This is a genomic window from Delftia sp. ASV31, from assembly GCF_016428765.1.
In the GTDB taxonomy this organism is placed as follows: domain Bacteria; phylum Pseudomonadota; class Gammaproteobacteria; order Burkholderiales; family Burkholderiaceae_C; genus Comamonas; species Comamonas acidovorans.
In genome coordinates this window covers 13,757-34,549 of the sequence record NZ_JAELTK010000068.1, presented here as the reverse complement: position 1 = coordinate 34,549, position 20,793 = coordinate 13,757, and the positions used below count along the sequence as shown (strand labels likewise).

Annotated in this window: 18 protein-coding genes; 12 read left to right on the top strand and 6 right to left on the bottom strand. The window is 68.1% G+C overall.

Annotated features, from left to right (window positions below; all coding sequences use genetic code 11):
• Both JHD82_RS21435 and JHD82_RS21430 read right to left on the bottom strand, forming a co-directional pair.
• Positions 1 to 1,677, bottom strand: a 1,677-nt coding sequence (locus tag JHD82_RS21435; RefSeq protein ID WP_199138640.1) for a diguanylate cyclase domain-containing protein, incomplete at its 3' end; no start/stop codon positions are given.
• Between the two features lie 239 nt (positions 1,678 to 1,916).
• Positions 1,917 to 2,831 (bottom strand): LysR substrate-binding domain-containing protein, encoded by a 915-nt coding sequence (locus JHD82_RS21430; protein ID WP_199138634.1) that lies wholly within the window; start codon positions 2,829 to 2,831, stop codon positions 1,917 to 1,919.
• A gap of 161 nt (positions 2,832 to 2,992) precedes the next feature.
• On the opposite strand from JHD82_RS21430, the gene JHD82_RS21425 reads away from it, so the two are divergent.
• The 6 genes from JHD82_RS21425 (at position 2,993) to JHD82_RS21400 (ending at position 8,534) form a co-directional block, all read left to right on the top strand.
• Positions 2,993 to 3,742, top strand: a complete 750-nt coding sequence (locus JHD82_RS21425) for an SDR family NAD(P)-dependent oxidoreductase (protein ID WP_012202664.1) — start codon at positions 2,993 to 2,995, stop codon at positions 3,740 to 3,742.
• A gap of 62 nt (positions 3,743 to 3,804) precedes the next feature.
• A complete protein-coding gene (locus tag JHD82_RS21420; RefSeq protein ID WP_199138633.1) occupies positions 3,805 to 4,791 on the top strand; it encodes a TRAP transporter substrate-binding protein in 987 nt (328 codons plus the stop codon).
• Positions 4,792 to 4,808: 17 nt separating this feature from the next.
• Positions 4,809 to 5,363, top strand: a complete 555-nt coding sequence (locus tag JHD82_RS21415) for a TRAP transporter small permease (RefSeq protein ID WP_199138632.1) — start codon at positions 4,809 to 4,811, stop codon at positions 5,361 to 5,363.
• Positions 5,364 to 5,376: 13 nt separating this feature from the next.
• Positions 5,377 to 6,636, top strand: a complete 1,260-nt coding sequence (locus JHD82_RS21410; RefSeq protein ID WP_199138631.1) for a TRAP transporter large permease — start codon at positions 5,377 to 5,379, stop codon at positions 6,634 to 6,636.
• A gap of 33 nt (positions 6,637 to 6,669) precedes the next feature.
• Entirely contained in the window at positions 6,670 to 7,530 is an 861-nt protein-coding gene (locus JHD82_RS21405; RefSeq protein ID WP_199138630.1) for a transketolase, read from the top strand.
• Positions 7,527 to 8,534 carry a transketolase family protein gene (locus JHD82_RS21400; protein ID WP_199138629.1) on the top strand — a complete coding sequence of 336 codons (1,008 nt, stop codon included), beginning with the start codon at positions 7,527 to 7,529 and terminating at the stop codon, positions 8,532 to 8,534. The genes JHD82_RS21405 and JHD82_RS21400 overlap by 4 nt, the downstream gene beginning before the upstream one ends.
• A gap of 52 nt (positions 8,535 to 8,586) precedes the next feature.
• On the opposite strand, the gene JHD82_RS21395 is transcribed toward JHD82_RS21400, so the two are convergent.
• Both JHD82_RS21395 and JHD82_RS21390 read right to left on the bottom strand, forming a co-directional pair.
• Positions 8,587 to 9,279: a winged helix-turn-helix domain-containing protein gene (locus tag JHD82_RS21395; protein WP_199138627.1), complete on the bottom strand. Its 693-nt coding sequence runs from the start codon at positions 9,277 to 9,279 to the stop codon at positions 8,587 to 8,589.
• Between the two features lie 33 nt (positions 9,280 to 9,312).
• Complete coding sequence (locus JHD82_RS21390; RefSeq protein ID WP_307838112.1) at positions 9,313 to 10,731, bottom strand: hypothetical protein; 1,419 nt, start codon at positions 10,729 to 10,731, stop codon at positions 9,313 to 9,315.
• Between the two features lie 482 nt (positions 10,732 to 11,213).
• Here JHD82_RS21390 and JHD82_RS21385 point away from each other — a divergent pair, with 482 nt between their 5' ends.
• Positions 11,214 to 12,260: a porin gene (locus JHD82_RS21385; protein ID WP_199138624.1), complete on the top strand. Its 1,047-nt coding sequence runs from the start codon at positions 11,214 to 11,216 to the stop codon at positions 12,258 to 12,260.
• A 198-nt stretch (positions 12,261 to 12,458) separates the two neighbouring features.
• A complete protein-coding gene (locus JHD82_RS21380) occupies positions 12,459 to 12,746 on the top strand; it encodes a CzcE family metal-binding protein (protein ID WP_224986389.1) in 288 nt (95 codons plus the stop codon).
• A 67-nt stretch (positions 12,747 to 12,813) separates the two neighbouring features.
• On the opposite strand, the gene rpe is transcribed toward JHD82_RS21380, so the two are convergent.
• Positions 12,814 to 13,497, bottom strand: a complete 684-nt coding sequence (gene rpe / locus JHD82_RS21375; protein ID WP_012202654.1) for a ribulose-phosphate 3-epimerase — start codon at positions 13,495 to 13,497, stop codon at positions 12,814 to 12,816.
• Positions 13,498 to 13,613: 116 nt separating this feature from the next.
• Between rpe and apaG the strand changes: the two genes are divergently transcribed.
• The 4 genes from apaG (at position 13,614) to JHD82_RS21355 (ending at position 18,616) form a co-directional block, all read left to right on the top strand.
• On the top strand, positions 13,614 to 14,021 hold the full coding sequence (gene apaG, locus JHD82_RS21370) for a Co2+/Mg2+ efflux protein ApaG (RefSeq protein ID WP_034367895.1): 408 nt from the start codon (positions 13,614 to 13,616) through the stop codon (positions 14,019 to 14,021).
• A 52-nt stretch (positions 14,022 to 14,073) separates the two neighbouring features.
• Positions 14,074 to 16,041 (top strand): site-specific recombinase, encoded by a 1,968-nt coding sequence (locus JHD82_RS21365; RefSeq protein ID WP_012202652.1) that lies wholly within the window; start codon positions 14,074 to 14,076, stop codon positions 16,039 to 16,041.
• A 198-nt stretch (positions 16,042 to 16,239) separates the two neighbouring features.
• Positions 16,240 to 17,502 (top strand): cation:proton antiporter, encoded by a 1,263-nt coding sequence (locus JHD82_RS21360; RefSeq protein ID WP_012202651.1) that lies wholly within the window; start codon positions 16,240 to 16,242, stop codon positions 17,500 to 17,502.
• A complete protein-coding gene (locus JHD82_RS21355) occupies positions 17,492 to 18,616 on the top strand; it encodes a YbdK family carboxylate-amine ligase (RefSeq protein WP_013804717.1) in 1,125 nt (374 codons plus the stop codon). The genes JHD82_RS21360 and JHD82_RS21355 overlap by 11 nt, the downstream gene beginning before the upstream one ends.
• 20 nt (positions 18,617 to 18,636) lie before the next feature.
• Here JHD82_RS21355 and JHD82_RS21350 read toward each other — a convergent pair whose 3' ends face one another.
• Positions 18,637 to 20,757, bottom strand: coding sequence for an alpha/beta hydrolase domain-containing protein (locus JHD82_RS21350; protein WP_199138622.1), 2,121 nt, complete (start codon positions 20,755 to 20,757; stop codon positions 18,637 to 18,639).
• Positions 20,758 to 20,793: the final 36 nt, after the last annotated feature.

Below are 20,793 nucleotides of genomic sequence, written 5' to 3'. Positions count from 1 at the left end.
GGCCTGGTCGTCGGGGTAGAGGCTGACGCCCAGGCTGGCGGTCACGGACAGCACCCGGTCCTGCACGGGCACGGGACGGCTGGCCGCCTCCAGCACCCGGTCGAGGATGGTGGCGCAGTGCTCGGCCGAGCCGATGTGCGACAGCAGCAGCACGAATTCGTCGCCGCCGAGCCGGGCCAGCGTGTCCTCGGAGCGCAGCACGCTCTTGAGGTGGGCGGCCACGCCCACCAGTAGCGCATCGCCCGCAGCCGCGCCGTGCAGGTCGTTGATTTCCTTGAAGCCGTCCAGGTCCAGGAAGCACACGGCCAGGGAGCGACCCTCGCGCGCCGTGCGCAGCATGGCCTGGTTGAGCCGGTCGATCAGCAGGCGGCGGTTGGGCAGGCCGGTGAGCAGGTCGTAGTGGGTGACGCGCTCGAGCTCGGCCTCGTGGGCCTTGATGTGGCTGATATCGGTGAAGACGCCGATGTAGTGCTCGATCTCGCCACCGGCGCCCTGCGCGGCGGAGATGGACAGCATCTCGGCGAAGATCTCGCCCGTCTTGCGGCGGTTCCAGATCTCGCCGTGCCAGAAGCCGTCGCGCTCGATGCAGGCCCAGATCTGCCGGTAGAACTCCGGGCCGTGCAGGCCCGAGGACAGCACGCGCGGTGTCTTGCCGATCACGTCCTCGGACGCATAACCGGTGATGCGGGTGAAGGCCGGGTTGACACGCGTGATGCGCCGCCCCGGATCGACCACCATGATGCCCTGGTGGCTGCTGTCGAACACCACGGCGGCCTGGGCCAGCTCGCGCTCGAAGCGCTTGCGCTCGGTGATGTCCCGGGAGATGCCGAACAGGCCCGCGATGTGGCCTGCGGTGTTGCGCACCGGGCCCTTGGTGACCAGGAGGTCCAGCGTCCTGCCCGGCTCCACCGTCAGCTGCTCCTCATGCGTGGCCACCTCCTGGCGCAGCACAGCCTGGTCCTTCCTGCGGATGGCGCTGGCGATGCCGAAGGGAAAGAGCGCGAAGTCGTCCTTGCCCACGATGTCTTCGGCCTGCCGGCCCACCAGGCTGGCGGCGGCCCGGTTGACCAGCAGGTAGCGCCCGCGCAGGTCCTTCACGAAGACGGCGTCCGAGGTGCCGGAGATCACCGAGTCCAGCAGCTGCCGCTGCATGTTGGCCTTGCGCAGCGAGCGCTGCAGCGTCTCGGCCAGCACGCTCACGGCCAGGCCGTTGACGGCCACCACGCCCCACTGCGCCCAGTCGCGCACGTCCACGCCGTCGGTCTGGTCCAGGCTGTAGGCCGCAAAGGCCGTGGCCAGCAGGCCCGGCCCCAGGCCGCCGATCAGCGCACTGACCAGCACGGGCAGCATGAACAGCAGCAGCAGCGACCGTTCGCCGAAATGGCTGGCCAGCGTGCTGCTGGCAGCCAGCACGGCCAGGCTCATGGCCAGGGAAAACAGATACGAGGCCCAGACCGGAAAACGGCGCGGCCCCATTTCCTGCGCAATGGCCGAGGCGCCGCTGTCCTGCGCAGCCGGCACCGAGCACAGCGCGAAGAACAGCAGGAAGTCGGTCGCCAGGACAAAGAACAGTCCCTTGCCCACCGAGAGCCAGCCGATGTCCGCGCTGCCCGCCAGTGCGAACAACAGCTTGTCGGACAGGATGATCCAGGCGAACGCCAGCAACCCGTAGCTCACCGTGATCAGTCCGATAAATCGGCGTCTTGCTGATTTGGCCATTTCAGCGTGGCACCCCTGTGATGTGTACTGCTGGCAAGGAACAGGCCCGACGCCCGTGGGCGGCCGCCACGGGCACGAGAGCGTGAAGATGGCGGAATTATTGCCAATTCCGGCCCCCGGCCGTGTCGTCATTCATCGAGAAAATCAATGGACTCCGGCCGTTGCATGGCCATTGCCCGGGCTGCGGCCCGGCCGCATCAGTCGATGCCGTGGCGCCGGGGCTGCTGCTCGGTGCGGGCGGCCTCGCCATGCAGCCAGGCCAGGAAGGCGGCCACGGCGGGCCGGTGGGCGTTGCGCGTGGGATAGACGGCAAAGTGCGCCTTGACGCGCAGGGCCTGCTCCATGCCGAAGGGCGCGACCAGCCGGCCATCGGCGATGTGGCCGCCCGCGTTCATGGCGCTTTCCAGCGCCACGCCCAGGCCCTGGGTGGCCGCGTCCAGCGACATCTGGGCGCGGTCGAAGCGCACGGCAAAGCGCTCGGGCGCACGCAAGGGGGTGAAGGCCAGGAACCAGTCCGACCACTGGACGATGCTGACGTTGCTCTGGATCAGCGGCACATGCAGCAGCTGCTGCACGCGCGCCAGGCCATGCTCGGCCACGAAGGCGGGGCTGGCCAGGGGCAGCACGCGCTCTTCGAACAGCGGCTCCACCTCCAGGTCCGGCCACTGCGCAATGCCGTAGCGGATGTCGATGTCGGCCTGGCCCAGCGCGAAGTCGCTGTGCGAGTGCGCGGCCGACAGGTTCAGCGCAATGTGCGGGCAGGCCCGCGCAAAGTCCCGCAGCCGGGGCATGAGCCAGAGGCTGGCGATGCTGGGCGCGCAGTGCACGTAGAGGCTGTTGCTCATGCTGTGGCGCAGGTCCTCGGTGGCCGAGACGATGGCCGCCAGCGCGCCGCCCACGCGCTCCAGGTAGGCATGCCCCGGGCGGCTCAGGCGCACGCCATGCGCGCTGCGCTCGAACAGGCGCACGCCCAGCTGCGCTTCCAGCTTGGCCACCTGGTGGCTGACGGCCGAGGCCGTCAGGTGCAGCTCGGAGGCCGCCAGCGCAAAGCTGCGCCGGCGCGCCACGGCCTCGAAGGCCTGCAGGTGGGCAGTGGTGGGAATGGAGGCCATGGCAAGTTCCTCGAAGACGCCCGGAGGCTGAGCAGCACCCCGGGAGACCCCGCACATAAGCTGAAGAGTCGTCATCTTAGGCTGATGAAACATCGTTTGTCTTCATGCTCGTGACGGCCCAAGATGGCTGCATCCACCACAACCACAGCGGAGACAGGCACATGCTGCTCAAGGACAGGGTCGCCATCATCACCGGCGGCGCAGGGATCAACGGACTCGGTTTTGCCACGGCGCGCCAGATGGCCGCCCAGGGGGCCCGCGTGGCCATCCTCGACCTGGAGCGGGCCGACCCGGCCGGCGCGGCCGCGCGGCTGGGCGACGGGCACCTGGGGCTGGTGGCCGATGTGACGGACAAGCCCTCGTGCGAGGCGGCGGCCGCCGCCGTGCTGCGCGCCTTCGGGCGCATCGACGCGCTGGTCAACAACGCGGGCATCACGCAGGCCGTGGGCACGCTGGAGATCGGCGGGGCCGACTACGACCGCGTGCTCGACGTGAGCCTGCGCGGCACGCTGTACATGTCCCAGGCCGTGCTGCCGTCCATGCGCAGGCAGCAAGCGGGCGCCATCGTCTGCATCTCTTCCGTCTCGGCCCAGCGCGGCGGCGGCATCTTCGGCGGGCCGCACTACTCGGCCGCCAAGGCCGGCGTGCTGGGCCTGGCCCGCGCCATGGCGCGCGAGTTCGGCGGCGATGGCATACGCATCAACTGCGTCACGCCGGGCCTGATCGAGACCGATATCACCCAGGGCAAGCTCGGCCCCGAGCGCAAGCGCGAGATCTCCGCCACGATTCCGCTGGCACGCCTGGGCCGCGCCGACGATGTGGCCGGCGCCTGCGTGTTCCTGGCCAGCGACCTGGCTGGCTATTGCACGGGCATCACGCTCGATGTGAACGGCGGGATGCTCATCCACTGAGCCCCGCGCGCCTGGCCATGGCCTGCATGGCCGCACACAACCCAAGCAAAGGAGACAAGACCATGCAAAGCACGCTTTTCCATCGCGCCGCCCTGGCCGCCTGCGCCCTGCTGCTGCCGGCCCTGGCCTGTGCCCAGGCCGTCAAGCTCACGCTGGGCCACGGCGCGGCGCCCGACAATCCGCGCCACCTGGCCTCGCTGAAGTTCGCCGAACTGGTGAAGACGCGCAGCGCAGGCCGCATCGAGGTGCAGGTCGCCCCCTCGGCCCAGCTGGGCGACGACGCGGCCATGGTCACGGCACTGCGCACGGGCGCGCTGGACCTGTCGGCCAATTCCCAGGGCGCGGTGGCAGCGGCCGTGCCCGAGTACGCGGCCTATGGCATGCCGTTTCTCTTCGCCACGCCGGCCCGTGCCTTCCAGGTGCTGGACGGGCCGCTGGGCCGGGAGCTGGCCGACAAATCGGCCGCCAAGGGCATGGTGGTACTGGGCTACTGGGACAACGGCATACGCCACATGACCAACAGCAAGCGGCCCCTGCGCAGCGTGGACGATCTCAAGGGCCTGAAGATGCGCACGCCGCCCGACGCGGTGCTGGTGGACATCATCCAGGCCCTGGGCGCCGAGGCCCAGCAGATCAAGTTCGCCGAGCTGTACGTGGCCCTGCAGCAGGGCGTGGTCGATGGCCAGGAGAACCCGCTGGCCAACTTCCACGCCAGCAAGCTGTACGAGGTGCAAAAGCACCTGACGCTGACGGGCCACATGTTCCAGATGACGCCGCTGATCATGGGCAAGCGCAGCTGGGACCGGCTGCCGGCCGCCGACCGCACGCTGCTGACCGAGGCCGCTCAGGAGGCCACGGCCTACCAGCGCCAGCTGGCGCGCGAGGCCGACGACAAGCTGCTGGACGACATCCGCGCCAAGGGCGTGGAGGTGAGCACCATCGACGCGCGGGCCTTCGCCCAGGCCACGGCCAAGGTGCAGGACAAGTGGCTGGCCAGCCCTGCGGGCCCCTATATCGCCAAGGTCGTCAAGGCCGCAGGCGCGCAGTGAAGCGCAGGGAGCCGTCCATGAACCTCATCGAACGCCTGGTCACGGGCCTGTGCCGCGCCGTGCTGTGGGCCAGCACCCTGGTGATCTTCGTGATCCTGGTGTGCAACACCGCGCTGCGCTATGCCAGCGGCGCCAGCCTGCAATGGGCCAACGAGGTGCCCGAGCTGCTGTTTCCCTGGCTGGTGATGTCGGGCGTGGTGCTGGCCGCCGCCCATGGTGCCCACATCACCACCAGCTTTCTGGTCGAGGCGCTGCCGGCCCGCGTGCAGCGCGCCACGGCCGTGCTGGGCTGGCTGGCCGTGGCCGCCCTGTACGCCACGCTGGCCTGGTCCACGCTGAACATGCTGGAGATCGTGCATGACGAGCGCAGCCAGATCCTGGGCATTCCCGGCTCGCTGACCTATGGCTGCGTGATGGTGGGCATGGCGCTGCTGGCCTTGCTGGCCCTGCAGTCGGCCTGGCGCGCCTGCGTGGCGGGCGGGGGCCGGACATCCCCAGGGGCTGCAGATGCGGCCGATGCCCCAAGTGCCGATGCCGAACCCGCGCGGCCCGTGGCCGCCGCGCACTGGTGAAGGGGGCAGGTCCATGTCCTTCATCATGCTTTTCGTCTTCATGGCGGGCGCCGTGATCGCCATGCCCATTGCCCACGCGCTGCTCATGGGCGCCATGGCGGCGGCGGCCACCTCGGACCGCGTGCCGCTGGACCTGCTGGTGCAGCAGATGGTGGCCCAGGTGCAGAGCTTTCCGCTGATCGCCATCCCGTTCTTCATGCTCACCGGCTCGCTGATGATGGGCGGGCGCCTGGGCGAGGCCCTGGTGGGCGTGCTGTCGGCGCTGATAGGGCGCTTTCACGGCGGGCCGGCCCAGGTGGGGGTGATGTCGTCCACGCTGTTCGGCGGGGTGTCGGGCTCGGCCGTGGCCGATGCCTCGGCCATCGGCTCGCTGATGATCCCGTGGCACAAACGGCTGGGCTACCCGCCCGCGTTCTCGGCGGCCACGCTGGCGGCGGCGGCCACCATCGACATCCTGATCCCGCCGTCGATCCCCATGATCCTGTTCGCGCTCAGCGCCAATGCATCGATTGCGGCACTGTTCGTGGCGGGCATCGTGCCGGGGCTGCTGATGTGCGCGGGCTTCATGGGCGTGTGCTGGTGGGTGGGCCGCAGCCGCGGCTTTCCGCGCGACACCACGCCCTTTGCCTGGCCCGCCTTCCGGCGCCACCTGCTGTACGCCAGCCCGGCCCTGCTGCTGCCGGTGCTGATCATCGTGTTCCTGCGCTTCGGCATCGCCACGCCCACCGAGGTGGCCGTGCTGTCCACGCTGTATGCGGGCCTGGTGTCGGCCGCCATCTACCGCGACCTGGGCTGGCGCCGGCTCAACGATGCGGTAGTGCATGCGGGCCTGGCCACGGGCGTGGTGCTGCTGGTGATCATGGCCTCGTCGGCCATCGGCTGGCTGCTGACCTTCGACCGCATGCCCGATGGGGTCGTGCACTGGGTGCAGTCGCATGTGCATTCGGCCTGGCTGGTGATCGTGCTGATGAACCTGCTGATGCTCTTCATCGGCATGTTCATCGACCTGCCGGCCGCCGTGCTGCTGCTCACGCCGGTGTTCGTGCCGCTGGCCCAGAGCATCGGCATGGACATGACCCAGCTGGGAATCATGATGGTCGTGAACCTGGCCCTGGGGCTGTACACGCCGCCCGTGGGCACGACGCTGTTCATCACGAGCTCGCTGGCCCGGGTCAAGGTGGGCCAGACCGTGCGCGAGCTGATTCCCTTCTACCTGGTGGCGCTGGCCGTGCTGGCGCTGGTGTCCTATGTGCCGGCCAGCATCCTGCGCTGAGCCGCGCGCCCTTCCATCCCGAGGAGACGATGCATGAACCAAGAACTGCAACAGCGCCTGGACCGGCTCGCGGCCTGTGCCTGGCGCATACGCCGCCGCGCCCTGCAAATGGGCGAGGTGCAGGGCCAGGGCTACATAGGCCAGGCCCTGGGCTGGGCCGATGTGCTGGCCGTGGCCTATGGCGACGCGCTGCGGCTGCGGCCCGATGAGCCCGGGTGGGAGGGCCGCGACCGCTTCCTGCTCTCGCACGGCCACTACGCCATCGCCTTCTACGCGGCCCTGGCCGAGGCGGGCATCCTGTCCGACGAGGAACTCCAGACCTATGGCAGCGATGACAGCCGCCTGCCCATGTCGGGCATGGCCAGCTATACGCCGGGCATGGAGATTTCGGGCGGCTCGCTGGGCCAGGGCCTGCCGATCGCCGTGGGCATGGCGCTGGCGCTGCGCCACAAGGGCAGCGATGCCTTTGTCTACAACTCCATGTCCGACGGCGAGCTGGACGAGGGCTCGACCTGGGAGGCCGCGCTGTCCGCCTCCCACCACGGGCTGGGCCGGCTGATCTGCCTGGTGGACGTGAACAACCAGCAGGCCGACGGCCCGTCCACGCGCATGCTGGGCTTCGAGCCGCTGGCCGACAAATGGGCCGCCTTCGGCTGGCATGTGCAGCGCGTGGACGGCAACGACCTGGCCCAGGTGGTGCAGGCCTTCGACGCGGCGCGCACGCTGGCCGCAGAGCGGCCCCGCGTCATCCTGTTCGACACGCTGATGGGCAAGGGCGTGCCCTTCCTGGAGCAGCGCGAGAAGAACCATTTCATCCGCGTCGATCCGCCCGAGTGGCAGCAGGCCATCGCCATCCTGGACGCATCGCAACCCCTGGAGCCCGCCCTGCCATGAACATGCCTCTTGCCACCCCCAAGCCCCGGCCGACCACCTCGGCCATGATCGCCTCCATCGCCGCCGAGGGCCAGCGCGTGCAGGCCGCGCCCTTCGGCAAGGCGCTGGTGGAGCTGGCCGCCAGTCGGCCCGATGTGGTGGGCATGACGGCCGACCTGGCCAAGTACACCGACCTGCACCTGTTCGCCCAGGCCCACCCCGAGCGCTTCTTCCAGATGGGCATGGCCGAGCAGTTGCTGATGGCCGCCGCCGGCGGCATGGCCAAGGAGGGGCTGACGCCCTTTGCCACCACCTATGCGGTGTTCGGCACGCGGCGGGCCTATGACTTCATCCACCAGGTGATTGCCGAGGAAAACCTGGACGTCAAGATCTGCTGCGCCCTGCCCGGCCTGACCACGGGCTACGGCCCCAGCCACCAGGCCACGGACGATCTGGCCATGATGCGGGCCGTGCCGGGGCTGACCATCGTCGACCCCTGCGATGCGCTGGACATCACCCAGGCCGTGCCCCAGATCGCGGCGCACCGCGGCCCCGTCTACATGCGGCTGCTGCGCGGCAACGTGCCGCTGGTGCTGGACGAGTACGACTACCGTTTCGAGCTGGGCAAGGCGAAGATGCTGCGCGAGGGCCGCGAGGCGCTCATCATCTGCAGCGGCTTCATGACCATGCGCGCGCTGGAGGCCGCACAGCTGCTGGCCGCCGACAACGTGGGCGCCGCCGTGCTGCACTGCGCCACCATCAAGCCGCTGGATGTGCAGGCCATCGTGCAGGCCGTGGCCAGCGGGCCGCGCCTGGTGGTGGTGGCGGAGAACCATTCGGTGGTGGGCGGCCTGGGCGAGGCCGTGGCCGGCGCCCTGCTGGAGCGCGATGTGCGGCCCGCGCGCTTTCGGCTGGCGGGCCTGCCGGACGCCTTCCTCGATGCGGGCGCCCTGCCCACGCTGCATGAGCGCTACGGCATCAGCGCCCAGGCGCTGGCGGGGCGCATCCGGCAGTGGCTGGGCTGAACGCCCGGCGTTGTGGCAGCGGGCGCACCAGAGCAAAGCAGGGCAGTGCAGATCAGGGCTGCTTGGCCGGATCCCCGTCGCGCAACGCCAGCAGGTAGCCCATGCCGCGCACCGTGTGCAGCAGCTTGACCGCATAGGGATCATCGAGCTTGCTGCGCAGCCTGCACACCGCCACATCCACCACGTTGTTCAGCGCATCGACGGGCAGGCTCCAGACCTGCTGCACCAGTTCGGCGCGCGTGACCACATCGCCCTGGCGCTGCAGCAGCAGCCACAGCACGGCGAATTCCTGGCGAGTGAGGTCCAGCCGCCGGCCGGCACGCTCGACCCGCTTCTTCGACAGGTCCAGCACCAGGTCCGCCAATGTCAGGCGCAGGCCCTCCTGGCCGGCAGAGCCTCGCATACGCAGCCGTGCGCGGGCCAGGAACACCGGCAACCTGACGGGTTTGACCAGGTAGTCATCGGCGCCGTTCTGCAGGCAGAACACCTGGTCCTCCAGACTGTCGTTTGCGGTGACCACGATGGTGGGCGTGTCGCCCGCCTGGAGCAGGTCCTGCAGGACCGCACGCCCGCTCTGGCCAGGCAGGTCCAGATCCAGCACGAGCAGGCTGTAGGCGCGGCTCAGTGCCAGGTTGCGGCCCTGCAGACCGTCATGCACGACATCGACGTTGAATCCGTCCTGGCACAGGCCCTGGCACAGGTACTGCGCCGACGGCGGGTGGGCATCCACGATCAGGATCTTCATGTCATTTCCTTCGCACGCGGGCACAGGCGAGGCTCAGGCCAGCACCTGCCGGAGGATCTGCTGCTGCCGCCTGGCCCATTTCGTGCCAACGCGAATGGCATCGCGCTGCTGTGAGGAGGCAGAAGCGAAGAAGACCGTTTCACTGATCTGCAGGCGGTGAAACAGCCGCCGCATCTGCAGGGATCGGGCCCTCAGCGAGCCTTCAGGCGCCAGGGATTCCCCGTGCTGCGCCGAGAACATGGACGCGGCCTGCTCCAGGCAGCGCAGGGCATCGGGCGTGGTCGCGGGCACGGCACGGGGCTCGCACAGCCGGGCCTTCGCCACCAGGCGGTTGTGGCCCACCACCAGCCCCCAGGGACGCATGGCGGTCGAGGGATTGACCGACAGCGCCTCCAGCTTGGTGAGCCCGAACACGCGCGCCAGGCGCAGGCGCATGGCCAGCAGCGGGGCATCTGGCTGTACGGCCTCGATGGCCGCGAGGGCCTCCTGCTCGTTGTCACCGCCCACGGGCAGCAGCAATGAACGCAGCAGCAGCCCGGCCAGCACGTCCCCCTTGGCCGCTGCAGCATGCAGCAGGGCCACGCCCTGTTCCATGGGCTCGATGTGCGTGGCATCACGCAGCACCAGCGCACCCAGGCGGCGCTCGGCCTCGGGCAGCCCGTGACGTGCCGCCTTCTCCAGGCAAAAGCGTGCCAGGGTGGGATTGGCCACCGAGCTGCGGTAGTCGGAGCAGATGCGGAACAGGTGCAGCCAGGCGGTGACGATGCCGCCATCGGCAGCGCGCAGCAGCAGGGCTGCGGCCTTGCGCAGGTTCTGCGCATTCACGAGGTTTTCGGGAGCCAGGTGTGCACAGGGCAGCCCCGAAAGCGCCCGTCCAAGCACGTGGCAGGCGCGCACGTCGCCATTGGCGGCGCATCGGTCCAGGCTGGCTTCGATACAGCCCACGGTCAGCCGTCCCAGGCCATGGCCTGCCACCTCCGCCTGGTGGACCAGGTCGGCAATCAGCTGCTGCATGACCGGGCCATGAGCGGCATGAGGCAGGTCGCGCAGGAGCTCCAGCATCCGCACGGCGCGGTGCGACTGGCCCTTGGCCATGGCCTGCCGGGCCTCGCAGGCCATGACTTCGGCAATGTCCAGCGGCTGTATGGCGCGCAGGATCTGCAACGCCTGCAGCAGCTCGCCGGATGTGTGCGCAGACACGCTGCTTGCCAGATGGCTTGGCAGGGCGGCGCTGCACTTGCCAAGGCACTCCAGAGCCAGATCGAGCTCCCCCCGGATGAGATGCCATGCGGCAAGCTTCTGGCGCCCGACATCCTCATACTCCGCCGCGATCCTCAGGGTCTCCAGCAGCCCGTGCTCCAGCAACTCCCTGAGCGGCAGATGCAAGGCTATGCAGACCGAGGCCTGGCGCCTGGCCTGAGGCAGTGCGGCCTGCAGGTACTCCAACCCCACCGGGATGCTCCTGGAAACGCCGGGGCCCCCGGTCAGATACGCCTCCCCGAGCTGAAGCCTGGCTCCCGTGTCCCCTCGCCTGGCCAGCATCCTCAGCTTGACATCCTCGCGCCGCATTTTTCTGCCCCCTCATATCTTGCGATACCCGCTCACAGCCGTATCAACAACCCGATACGAATTGATTTTTTCTTCTTTACCGGATTCAACCCCCGGGATGCTATCAATCTCCAGAATCCATCTACCCAACAGAAAAGTGACATTCAAGACATATTGAAGAAAGATAACTGCCATGAATGGAATTGCAATCCATTGGTGTTGGCCGGGCGGAACATGTCGAGCCCAAAAAACCTGTGATTGGCTTGCCACCCCCCGTCGATTCCTTTTCAAGGCTCCTGGTGCCGGCCTGTGAATTCTAGTATTTACAACAGCATCCGTTTGGAAATGGATGCGCATGGAATCCACATTCAATACAAGGACCAGGCATGAAATTCAATCGTATATTGGCGGCCGCACTGCCCGTCATTTCGCTGGCGGCCAGCGCGCAGTCATCCATCACCCTGTTCGGCATCGTTGACGTCAATGGGCGCTACGTGAAGAACAGCGATCTGCCCAGCAACATGACCATGAACAACAGCGGGCTGTCATCGGGCCGGTTTGGCTTTCGCGGCACCGAGGATCTGGGCGGCGGATTGAGGGCCGAGTTCTGGCTGGAGTCAGACCTCTATGCCGACACCGGCACGACAAACGCCAATGGCAAGTTCTTCCAGCGCCGCTCCACGGTGAGCTTGGCGGGCGGCTTCGGCGAGCTGCGCCTGGGCCGCGATTTCACGCCGGCCGCGCAAAATCCCACCAAGTTCGACCCGTTCAACGTGATCGGCCTCGCAAACTCCAACATCATCAGCCGCCTGCCCGGCACCTTCTCGAACTACTACCGCAGCGACAACGCCATCCAGTACTTCACTCCCAAATGGAGCGGTTTCCAGGCAGAAGTGATGTATGCCCTGGACGAAGACCCGGTGAGCAGCGCCGGCCGCCATTTCGGCAGCCGCCTGACCTACGACAACGGCCCTCTGAACCTGGCGCTCACCTATGGCTCGACCGATGTGAACGCTGCGGGCACCAAGCTCAAGCAATACGGCGCAGGCGCCTCCTACGATTTCGGCTTTGCCAGGCTGATGGGGTATTTCCAGCGGGAGGACCTGCCCTATGGCACCTATGGAACCCGCATCGCGGGCTCCGAGGACCGCTGGCAGGTCGGCCTTACCGTGCCCGTGGGGGCGAACTACATCCGCGCCTCCTATGTGCGCACCGATTCGCGCCGTGGGCCGGTTGCCTTCAATGGCAGCGATGCCAACAGGTATGCGATCGGCTATGTGCACAACCTGTCGCGGCGCACGGCGCTGTACGGAACCCTTGCACGCGTGACCAACAAGGGCGGGGCCAATTTCAGCCTCAATGGCGGCACCACCGGACTGGCTGCGGGCGGCAGCTCCACAGGCGCTGAACTCGGCATGCGCCACAGTTTCTGACGATTGCCACGCATTTGCGGCAATATGGCTGAAATGTCATCCGGCTGCCCGGATATATAAAAGCCAATGACTCTACAGTCTCCGCCATGGACTGAATACAGTTCATGGCGGATTTCATGAATCCGCCGATGTATCCGCCCTATTTCGGAGGCATATTCAATGAAATCCATATTCATATTGGGCACCGCAGCAATCGTCATGGCTGCATTGCCGGCCCATGCGGAACGCTTTGCAAACGGCAAATCCTATTACGGATCGCCCGCGCCTGCGGGCGTCTACCGTACTGTCGATCTATCGCAGAAAGCGCCCATCAATATCGCCTGCGGCGAAACCGTGAATTTCACCAGCCAGGGCCGCACATTCGCGTGGAAGGTCAGCTCCATCCAGCACAACCATGTCCCGGTGGCGCGCTTTGCGCCGCCCGGTTTCGACACGCAGGGCAAGAGCATCTTCGTCATGCCCGGAGAGCATGAGCTGGGCGGCTGAAAGCGCCGTTGGCAACGAAAAGGGCCCGCAATTCGCGGGCCCTTTTTTGCTGGAGGCAGGCCGAAGCTCAGGCGGCCAGGGCGCCGCGCATGGCGTCGATCACGGCCTTGTAGTCAGGCTTGCCGAAGATGGCGCTGCCGGCCACGAAGGTGTCGGCGCCGGCATCGGCCACGCGGCGGATGTTGGTTTCCTTGATGCCGCCGTCCACTTCCAGGCGGATGTCGCGGCCGCTGGCCTCGATGCGCTTGCGCGCGGCCTCGATCTTGCGCAGCGTGCTGTCGATGAAGCTCTGGCCCCCGAAGCCGGGGTTCACGCTCATCAGCAAGATGAGGTCGATGTCGTCGATGACCCAGTCCAGCACGTCCAGCGGGGCGGCGGGGTTGAACACCAGACCGGGCTTGGCGCCCTGGGCGCGGATGTTCTGGATGCTGCGGTGCACATGGGCCGTGGCATCGGGGTGGAAGCTGATGTAGTCGGCGCCTGCCTTGGCGAAGGCCGTGGCCAGTTCGTCCACGGGCGAGACCATCAGGTGCACGTCGATGGGCACGGGCTGGCCGTCGGGCGTCTTCGCATGGGGCTTCAGGGCCTCGCAGATCATGGGACCGAACGTGAGGTTGGGCACGTAGTGGTTGTCCATCACGTCGAAGTGGATCCAGTCGGCGCCGGAGGCGATCACATTCTTGACCTCATCGCCCAGACGGGCGAAGTCGGCAGACAGGATGGAGGGGGCGATGCGGTAGGTGGGGCTCATGGCCTGCGATTGTCGCAGCTAGCCCATGCCGGCACCAGCGACGGCACAAAGCCATGGGCGGCGGCGCGTGGGGACGTTCGCAAGCCGGTACATTGCGGGCAGTTACCATTGCCGCCATGCCCATGAACGAGTTCCAGGTCCAGGTCCGCCCCGCCTTTTTGCCAGAGCAATCCGCTCCAGCGGCGGGCGTATACGCCTTCTCCTACACGATCACCGTGACCAATACCGGCCAGGTGCCGGGCCAGTTGATCGCGCGCCACTGGATCATCACCAACGAACTGGGCCATGTCGAAGAGGTCAAGGGCCTGGGGGTGATCGGCCGCCAGCCGCTGCTGCAGCCCGGCGAGACCTTCGAGTACACCAGCGGCTGCCAGCTGCGCACGCCCAACGGCAGCATGCAGGGCAGCTATCTGTGCATCAGCCACGAGGGCGAAGTCTTCGAGTGCCCCATCCCGCGCTTTCATCTGCAGTCGGGCGCTGGCGGCGACAGCTTTCCAGACCCTGACAACCGCGTGCTGCACTGAGCGCGTTCCTCGGGGGAGGCGCTAGTCTTCCGCCCTGCCGCAAGACCCCTACATGAAGCGAATCACCCAAGACCTGCCCGGCCTTCTGGCCGCACTCGACCCCGAGGCCGACCTCGCGCACCGCCATATCTGGCTGATCCACCTGCTGGAGTGGGTGCGTGCGCCCAAGCCGTCGGTGGACGGCGCCGTGCAGCGTGTGCAGTTGCTGGTGGAGGCCGTGGAGGCCGACCCGGCCGTGCGCCAGCGCCTGCATGCCTGGTGGCTGCGCTTCATCGACACCGTGGACATCACGGCGCTGCTGGCCGATTTCGGCTTTGCGCCACGCACCAACATGTTCAGCGAGCTGTCCGAGCGCGCACGCTACAAGCTGCTGCCCAGCACGCCCGAGACGGTGGATGCCTCCGAGCTGTTCATGCTGGCCATGCCCGACGAATTCGACGCGCGCTGGCTGCACGCGCTGGAGGCGCCGCTGCTCGAACGCATCGCACTGCTGCTGACCGATGGCAGCGAGGGCCAGGGCAGCAGCTTCTGGCAGAACAGCCTGCTGGGCTCCATCACCTATTGCACGGGGCAGATCCTGTCCACGGGCTTCTCGCCCGAACTGCGCCTGCGCATGGACGAGCAGGCGCGCGACGACCAGCCCTTCCACGCCCTGATCCACGACGCCGAGAGCCTGCGCGTGGAGGTGATGCACGCGCTGCGCACCAATGACCGGCGCGATGCGGCCGAGGCCCGGCTGCGCGAGCGCCTGGATGCCTGCCGCGCGGCCGTGACATCGGTCTACACACATTTCGAGTCCGAAGGGATTTCGGTGGGCCTGGTGTTCCGCCTGCGCCAGCTGCGCGCGCGCATCCTGCGCGTCAGGCGGCTGCTGGACTGCCTGGTGGCCGACAACCGCGCCACCGAGACGGCCGACCTGCTGGCCAACCTGGTGTCCGTGGGCATCGAGCGGCGCAGCCTGCGCGCGCTGCTGTCCACCAACACCTCGCTGCTGGCGGCCAAGGTGGCCGAGCGCAGCGCCGAGACGGGCGAGCACTACATCACGCGCACCGGCCGCGAATACCTGTCCATGGCAACCAAGGCCGCTGGCGGCGGCTTCGTGATGGCCTTCACCACGCTGCTGAAGTTCGCGCTCTACGCGCTGGGGCTGTCGGCGTTCTGGGGCGGGCTGGCGGCGGGCATCAACTACTCCATCAGCTTTGTGCTGATCCAGCTGCTGCACTTCACGGTGGCGACCAAGCAGCCGGCCATGACGGCACCGGCCATGGCCGCCAAGCTCAAGGACCTGCGCGCCAGCGAGGCCATCGAGGAGTTCGTGGACGAGGTCGCCCACCTGGTGCGCTCGCAGGTGGCGGCCGTGCTGGGCAACGTGCTGGTGGTGCTGCCCATGGTGCTGCTGCTGTCGCTGGGCTATGCCCAGCTGTTCGGCCACACGCCCATCGACGGGCCGCATGCGATCGCCGTGCTCGACTCGCTGAGCCTGCTGGGCATGTCGCCGCTGTTCGCGGCCTTCACGGGCGTGCTGCTGTTCGCCAGCAGCCTGATCGCGGGCTGGGCGGAGAACTGGTTCGTGCTGCGCCGGCTGGACTCGGTGATCCGCTACAACCCCGGCATCACGCGCTGGCTGGGCGCCAAGCGCGCCGACCGCTGGGCGCATTTCTGGCGCAAGAACATTTCGGGCTTTGCCGCCAACGTCTCGCTGGGCATGATGCTGGGCCTGGTGCCCGCGTTCGCTGCCTTCTTCGGCCTGGGGCTGGAGGTGCGCCACGTCACGCTGTCGGCAGGCCAGATCGGTGCCGCCATGGCGGCCCTGGGCTGGCAGGTGCTGCACTCCGACATGTTCTGGTGGGCGGTTGCCCTACTGCCGGTCAATGGCGCGTTGAATGTCACTGTCAGCTTTTATCTGGCATTCCGCGTTGCGATGAGGGCACACAATGTCAGCGGAGTCGACCGCTCGCGCATCTATTCGGCCATCCGCCGCCGTCTGCGCACAGCGCCGCTGAGTTTCTTCCGCCCCTGAGCCTGCGGGACCTCGGGACACACGCGGAACCCACGTGCTGGCGTGCCCGCCCGGCCTTGCAGCCCGGCAGTCACGCCAGTGGATCGCCAACGAAGTGTCCCCGTGCCATGCGCACGGGACGCGGGCTTGCCCGCGCCGCAGGGAAGGCCTTGCGGAGCTTCGCTTGCGGGCCACTGGCTCGCGCAAAGGACCTCGCTTATGAATGACATGCTGAGCTTCTGGGAACCGTGGCTGCGGCCATCGGCCGGGTTGGCCACGGTGCAATGGTCCCTGCTGCTGGCCGTGGCCACCATGGTGGGTTACGCCTGCCAGCGCCATGCGGCCCTGCCCAAGGTGGTCGGCTATTCGCTGGTCGGCGGCATTGCCGGGCTGATCGGCTTTGGCGCCAACACCGCCTGGCCGCTGCAGGGCACGGGATTGTTCCTGCTGGAGCTGGGCGTGGCCATCGTGCTGTTCGAATGCGGCGGGCGCATCACGCTGCGCTGGTTCCGCCACAACCCCATGGTGCTGGTGCAAAGCGTGGCCGAATCCGCGTTGACCTATGTGCTCGTCTCCCTGGTGCTGGGCTGGCTGGGCGTGGCCCCCGAAGTGGCCGGGCCGCTGGCCCTGGTGGCCATGGCGGCCTCGCCCCTGGTGCTGACGCGCGTGGTGGCCGACATGCGTGCCGCAGGCGCCGTGACCGATCGCGGCCTGGTGCTGGCCACCCTGTCCACGCTGTATGCGCTGGCCCTGGGCAGCGCCAAGGCGGGCATGCTGACGCAGCCCAAGGCGGGCTTCGTGGCCTCGATCATGCCGGTGCTGGTGGTGCTGGGCGTCTCGGTGGCCGTGGCCCTGGTGCTGGCCGTGCTGATGCGCCTGGCGCTGCGCTTCATGAGCCCGGCCAGCGAGAACACCTCCATCCTCTTTCTCACCCTGATCTCGGCCAGCGTGCCCGTGGCCTCGTACCTGGGCGGCTCGGCGCCGCTGGCGGCGCTGCTGGGCGGCATCCTGCTCAAGCAGTTCAACCCGCGCCCCTGGGCCTGGCCGCGCCAGCTGGGCACGGCGGCCTCGCTGCTGACCATGCTGATGTTCGTGCTGGTCTCCACCGTGGCCGCGCAGGCCGACTGGAGCGCGCCGGTGGCCGGCGTGGTGGGCGCCGTGATCCTGGCGCGCCTGGTCGCCAAGACCCTGGGCGTGGCCGTGGGCAATGTGGGCACGGGCGCCAACTGGCGCCAGGCCTTCTGGGTGGGCTGCGCCATGGCGCCCATGTCGTCGGTAGCGCTTTTGATCGCCTCGCAGTTCGTGGCCGCCGCGCCCGAGCTGGGCGCGCAGATCGCAGGCGTGGCCCTGCCCACCATTTTGGTGATGGAGGTGCTGGGCGCCGCCCTGGCCACCGTGGCCATCTACCGCTCCGGCGAAAGCTCCCGTCCCTGGAAGCCGCTGAGCCGCACGAATACTGCAGGAGATGAACGTGAGTCTTGAAGCCTTCAACTCGTCCGAACCGCTGACCCTGGGCGTGGAGCTGGAACTGCAGCTGGTCAACACCCACGACTACGACCTGGCCCCCTACGCCGAGGACATGCTGCGCCTCATGCTCAAGAACCCGCTGCCCGGCAGCGTGGTGCCCGAGATGACGAACAGCATGATCGAGATCTCCACCAGCGTCTGCCATTCGGCCTCCGAGGTGCTGGGCCAGCTCAGCCAGATCCGCGATGCCCTGGTCAAAAGCGCCGACAAGCTCAACATCGCCGTGGTGGGCGGCGGCACCCACCCCTTCCAGCAGTGGCATGAGCGGCGCATCTACGACAAGCCGCGCTTCCAGGAGCTGTCGCAGCTGTACGGCTACCTGTCCAAGCAGTTCACCATCTTCGGCCAGCACGTGCACATCGGCTGCCCCGACGCCGACGCGGCCCTGCTCATGCTGCACCGCATGTCGCGCTACATCCCGCACTTCATTGCGCTGTCGGCCTCCAGCCCCTATGTTCAGGGCCATGACACGGCCTTCGACTCGGCGCGGCTGAACTCGGTGTTCGCCTTCCCGCTGTCGGGCCGCGCGCCCTGCGTGCTGCACTGGAGCGAGTTCGAGCAGTACTTCGACAAGATGACGCGCACGGGCGTGGTCAAGAGCATGAAGGACTTCTACTGGGACATCCGGCCCAAGCCCGAGTTCGGCACCATCGAGATCCGCGTGTTCGACACGCCGCTGACCATCGAGCGCGCAGCCGCCCTGTCCGGCTACGTGCAGGCGCTGGCCGCCTGGTTCATGGACACCCAGCCCTTCACGCCCGTGGAAGACGACTACCTGGTCTACACCTACAACCGCTTCCAGGCCTGCCGCTTCGGCCTGGAAGCCGTGTACGTGGACCCGGCCACGGGCGAGCACATGCCGCTGGCCGACCACATCCTCAAGACCATGGATGCCGTGGCCGACTACGCGGCCCGCCATGGCGCCGCGCCCGCCCTGCACCTGCTGCGCAGCGACGTGGCCGCCGGCAGCAACGATGCCCGCTGGCTGCGCGAACGCCAGCGCAGCGAGCAGCTGCTGGCCGAGGTCTCGCGCCAGGCGGCCATGCGCTTTCGCGGCCAGGCCGTCTGAGGCCTGCGTTCAGCACAGGCTCAAGGCAGCACCGCCGCCGCACGCGCGGCGGTGATCTGCGCGTCGGCGTCGCGCTGCAGCAGCAGGCGCTGGCGCACCAGGTCCTGGGCCGCTGCCGTGACGGCGCTCACGTAGCCGGCCTGATCGACATACAGCTCCTCCAGTGAAGGCCGCCCGTCACCGGCCGCCAGCCGCGCCGCGCGCGTCTTGTGGAAGGGGATGAAGCTGCCCGTGAGGTTGGACAGGTCCACGATGCCCGGCGTGGCCACGTAGTTGAACTCCATGCTGGTGCCCAGCGGTGCCCGCGCCTCCACGCTGCGGATGCCGGCGCGCGTGAGGCCGGTGGCCGCATCGACCTGGGGCACGAGGATGGCGTAGTCCTTGCCCGTGGCGCGCGGCGGCTGCAGCGTGGCGATGCCGCTTTCGTCCTGCGGCACGTACTGCGGGCCGAAGTCGAGCAGCGCAAAGCCGTTGTGGCGCGCCAGGTAGCGGAACTCGGGGATGGCGGTCTGCACGCCGCCCACGCTCCAGCTCAGGCCCTTCATGGCGGGAAAGACCAGCTTGTCGGGCCGCACCAGGGTGCCGTCGGCCAGCCTGGGCACCTGGCTGGCCGGCGGCTCGGTGCCGCGCACCACCCAGTCCTCCAGCGCGACGAACAGCGCGCGGAACGTGTCGTTGAAGTGCACCACGGTGCCGGCCGGATAGACATTGCGCGTGGGCGCATAGCCGATGCTGGCCGTGCCGCCTGCGCCGCCGTGCTGGGTGCTGGCGTAGTAGTAGATGCGCGCATGGGCGGGCTGGGCGATGTCGCGCAGGCCGTTGGCATCGGTCAGCACGGGCGAGCCCTGCAGCTGCCAGAACTCCGTGCCCGACAGGCCCAGGAAGAACTTGGGGCAGGTGTTGCTGGCTTCGCAGCGCTTCATCACGCCGCCCTGGCGGCCGCTGACCTCATCGCTGTAGTCCTTGTCCAGACCGCGCGGCGCGGTCTGTCCGAAGGCCGTGTGGTCGGTGCGCAGGCCGCCCCCGCCGCCGGGCACGGCAAAGCGCGTGTTGATGTTGGTCTGGCGCGCGGCCACGTGGGCATACATGCCGTCGAAGACCTTGCCGCCATCGAGCGCCTGGTTGAAGCCCAGGTGCAGGAAGGTCTTCATGGCATTGCCCGACTGCGAGGTGCCCTGGCCGATGGTGTGCGTGATGCGCCCGGCCAGCGGATTGGCCTTGCCGTCGGCATCGGCCGCCTTGGCGCGGAAGAAGCTCACCGTGTCGCGCAGCGCGGCCAGGCCCACCCCCATGACCTTGGGGTCCTTGGCCACATAGACCAGCTCGTAGAGGTACTTCGGGTCGAACCCGCCCTTCAGGCAGACGCTGGTGGCCGCAGGCGTGCCGGGGAAGGGATTGGCGGCGGCATCGCAGCTGGCGAACTTCCAGTCGCCCGCAGGCACGGTCTGGCGCGCATCGGTTTCGTTGATGCGGCGCGTGAGCGAGTAGCCGGCCTGCGTGTTGTCCAGGCTGGCGGGCTCGTAGGGGATCATGGTCCCGTTGAACACGCCGCCGGGCAGGGTCATGGAGGGCACGGCGGCGGCCGGGACCAGCTCGGTGCGGTAGCTGCCCGTGATGCTGCTGCCGTCCTTGTTGCGGGCCACGGGCACGGTGACCGTCAGGCGCGCTGGCGTGGACTTGGGCACATCGCCCTGCCAGGCCGAGTACAGCAGCACATAGCCGCGCTCCAGGTAGACCGCATCGCCGGGCGTGGCCGTGGGGTTGGGCATGGTCAGGATGTTGCCGCGATTGGGCGCGTCATAGCGCAGCACGCCGCTGGCCTTGGACATGTCCTTGGGCTTGAGCATGACGAAATCGGTGCTGTACTCGACCATGCCGCGCGCATTGACGGGCGCCAGCGCCAGGTCCTGGATCACGGCGTTCTTCGGGTCGGACGGGTCCAGCTCGCCGCGCAGCACGCCGGTCACTTTCTCATAGGCGCCGACACTGCCGTAGCTGCCGGCAAAGTCCTCGGTGGCGCTGATGCTCAACTGCATGCGAGGCGCCTGCGGGCCGGCGGGCGAGTCACTGCCGCCGCAGGCGGTCAGCAGGCCGGATGCGGCCAGGGCAAGGGCCAGTGGATGGGTGGATCTGATGTGCATGTTGTCTCCTTGGGGTCATGGCACAGGCAAGGCTCC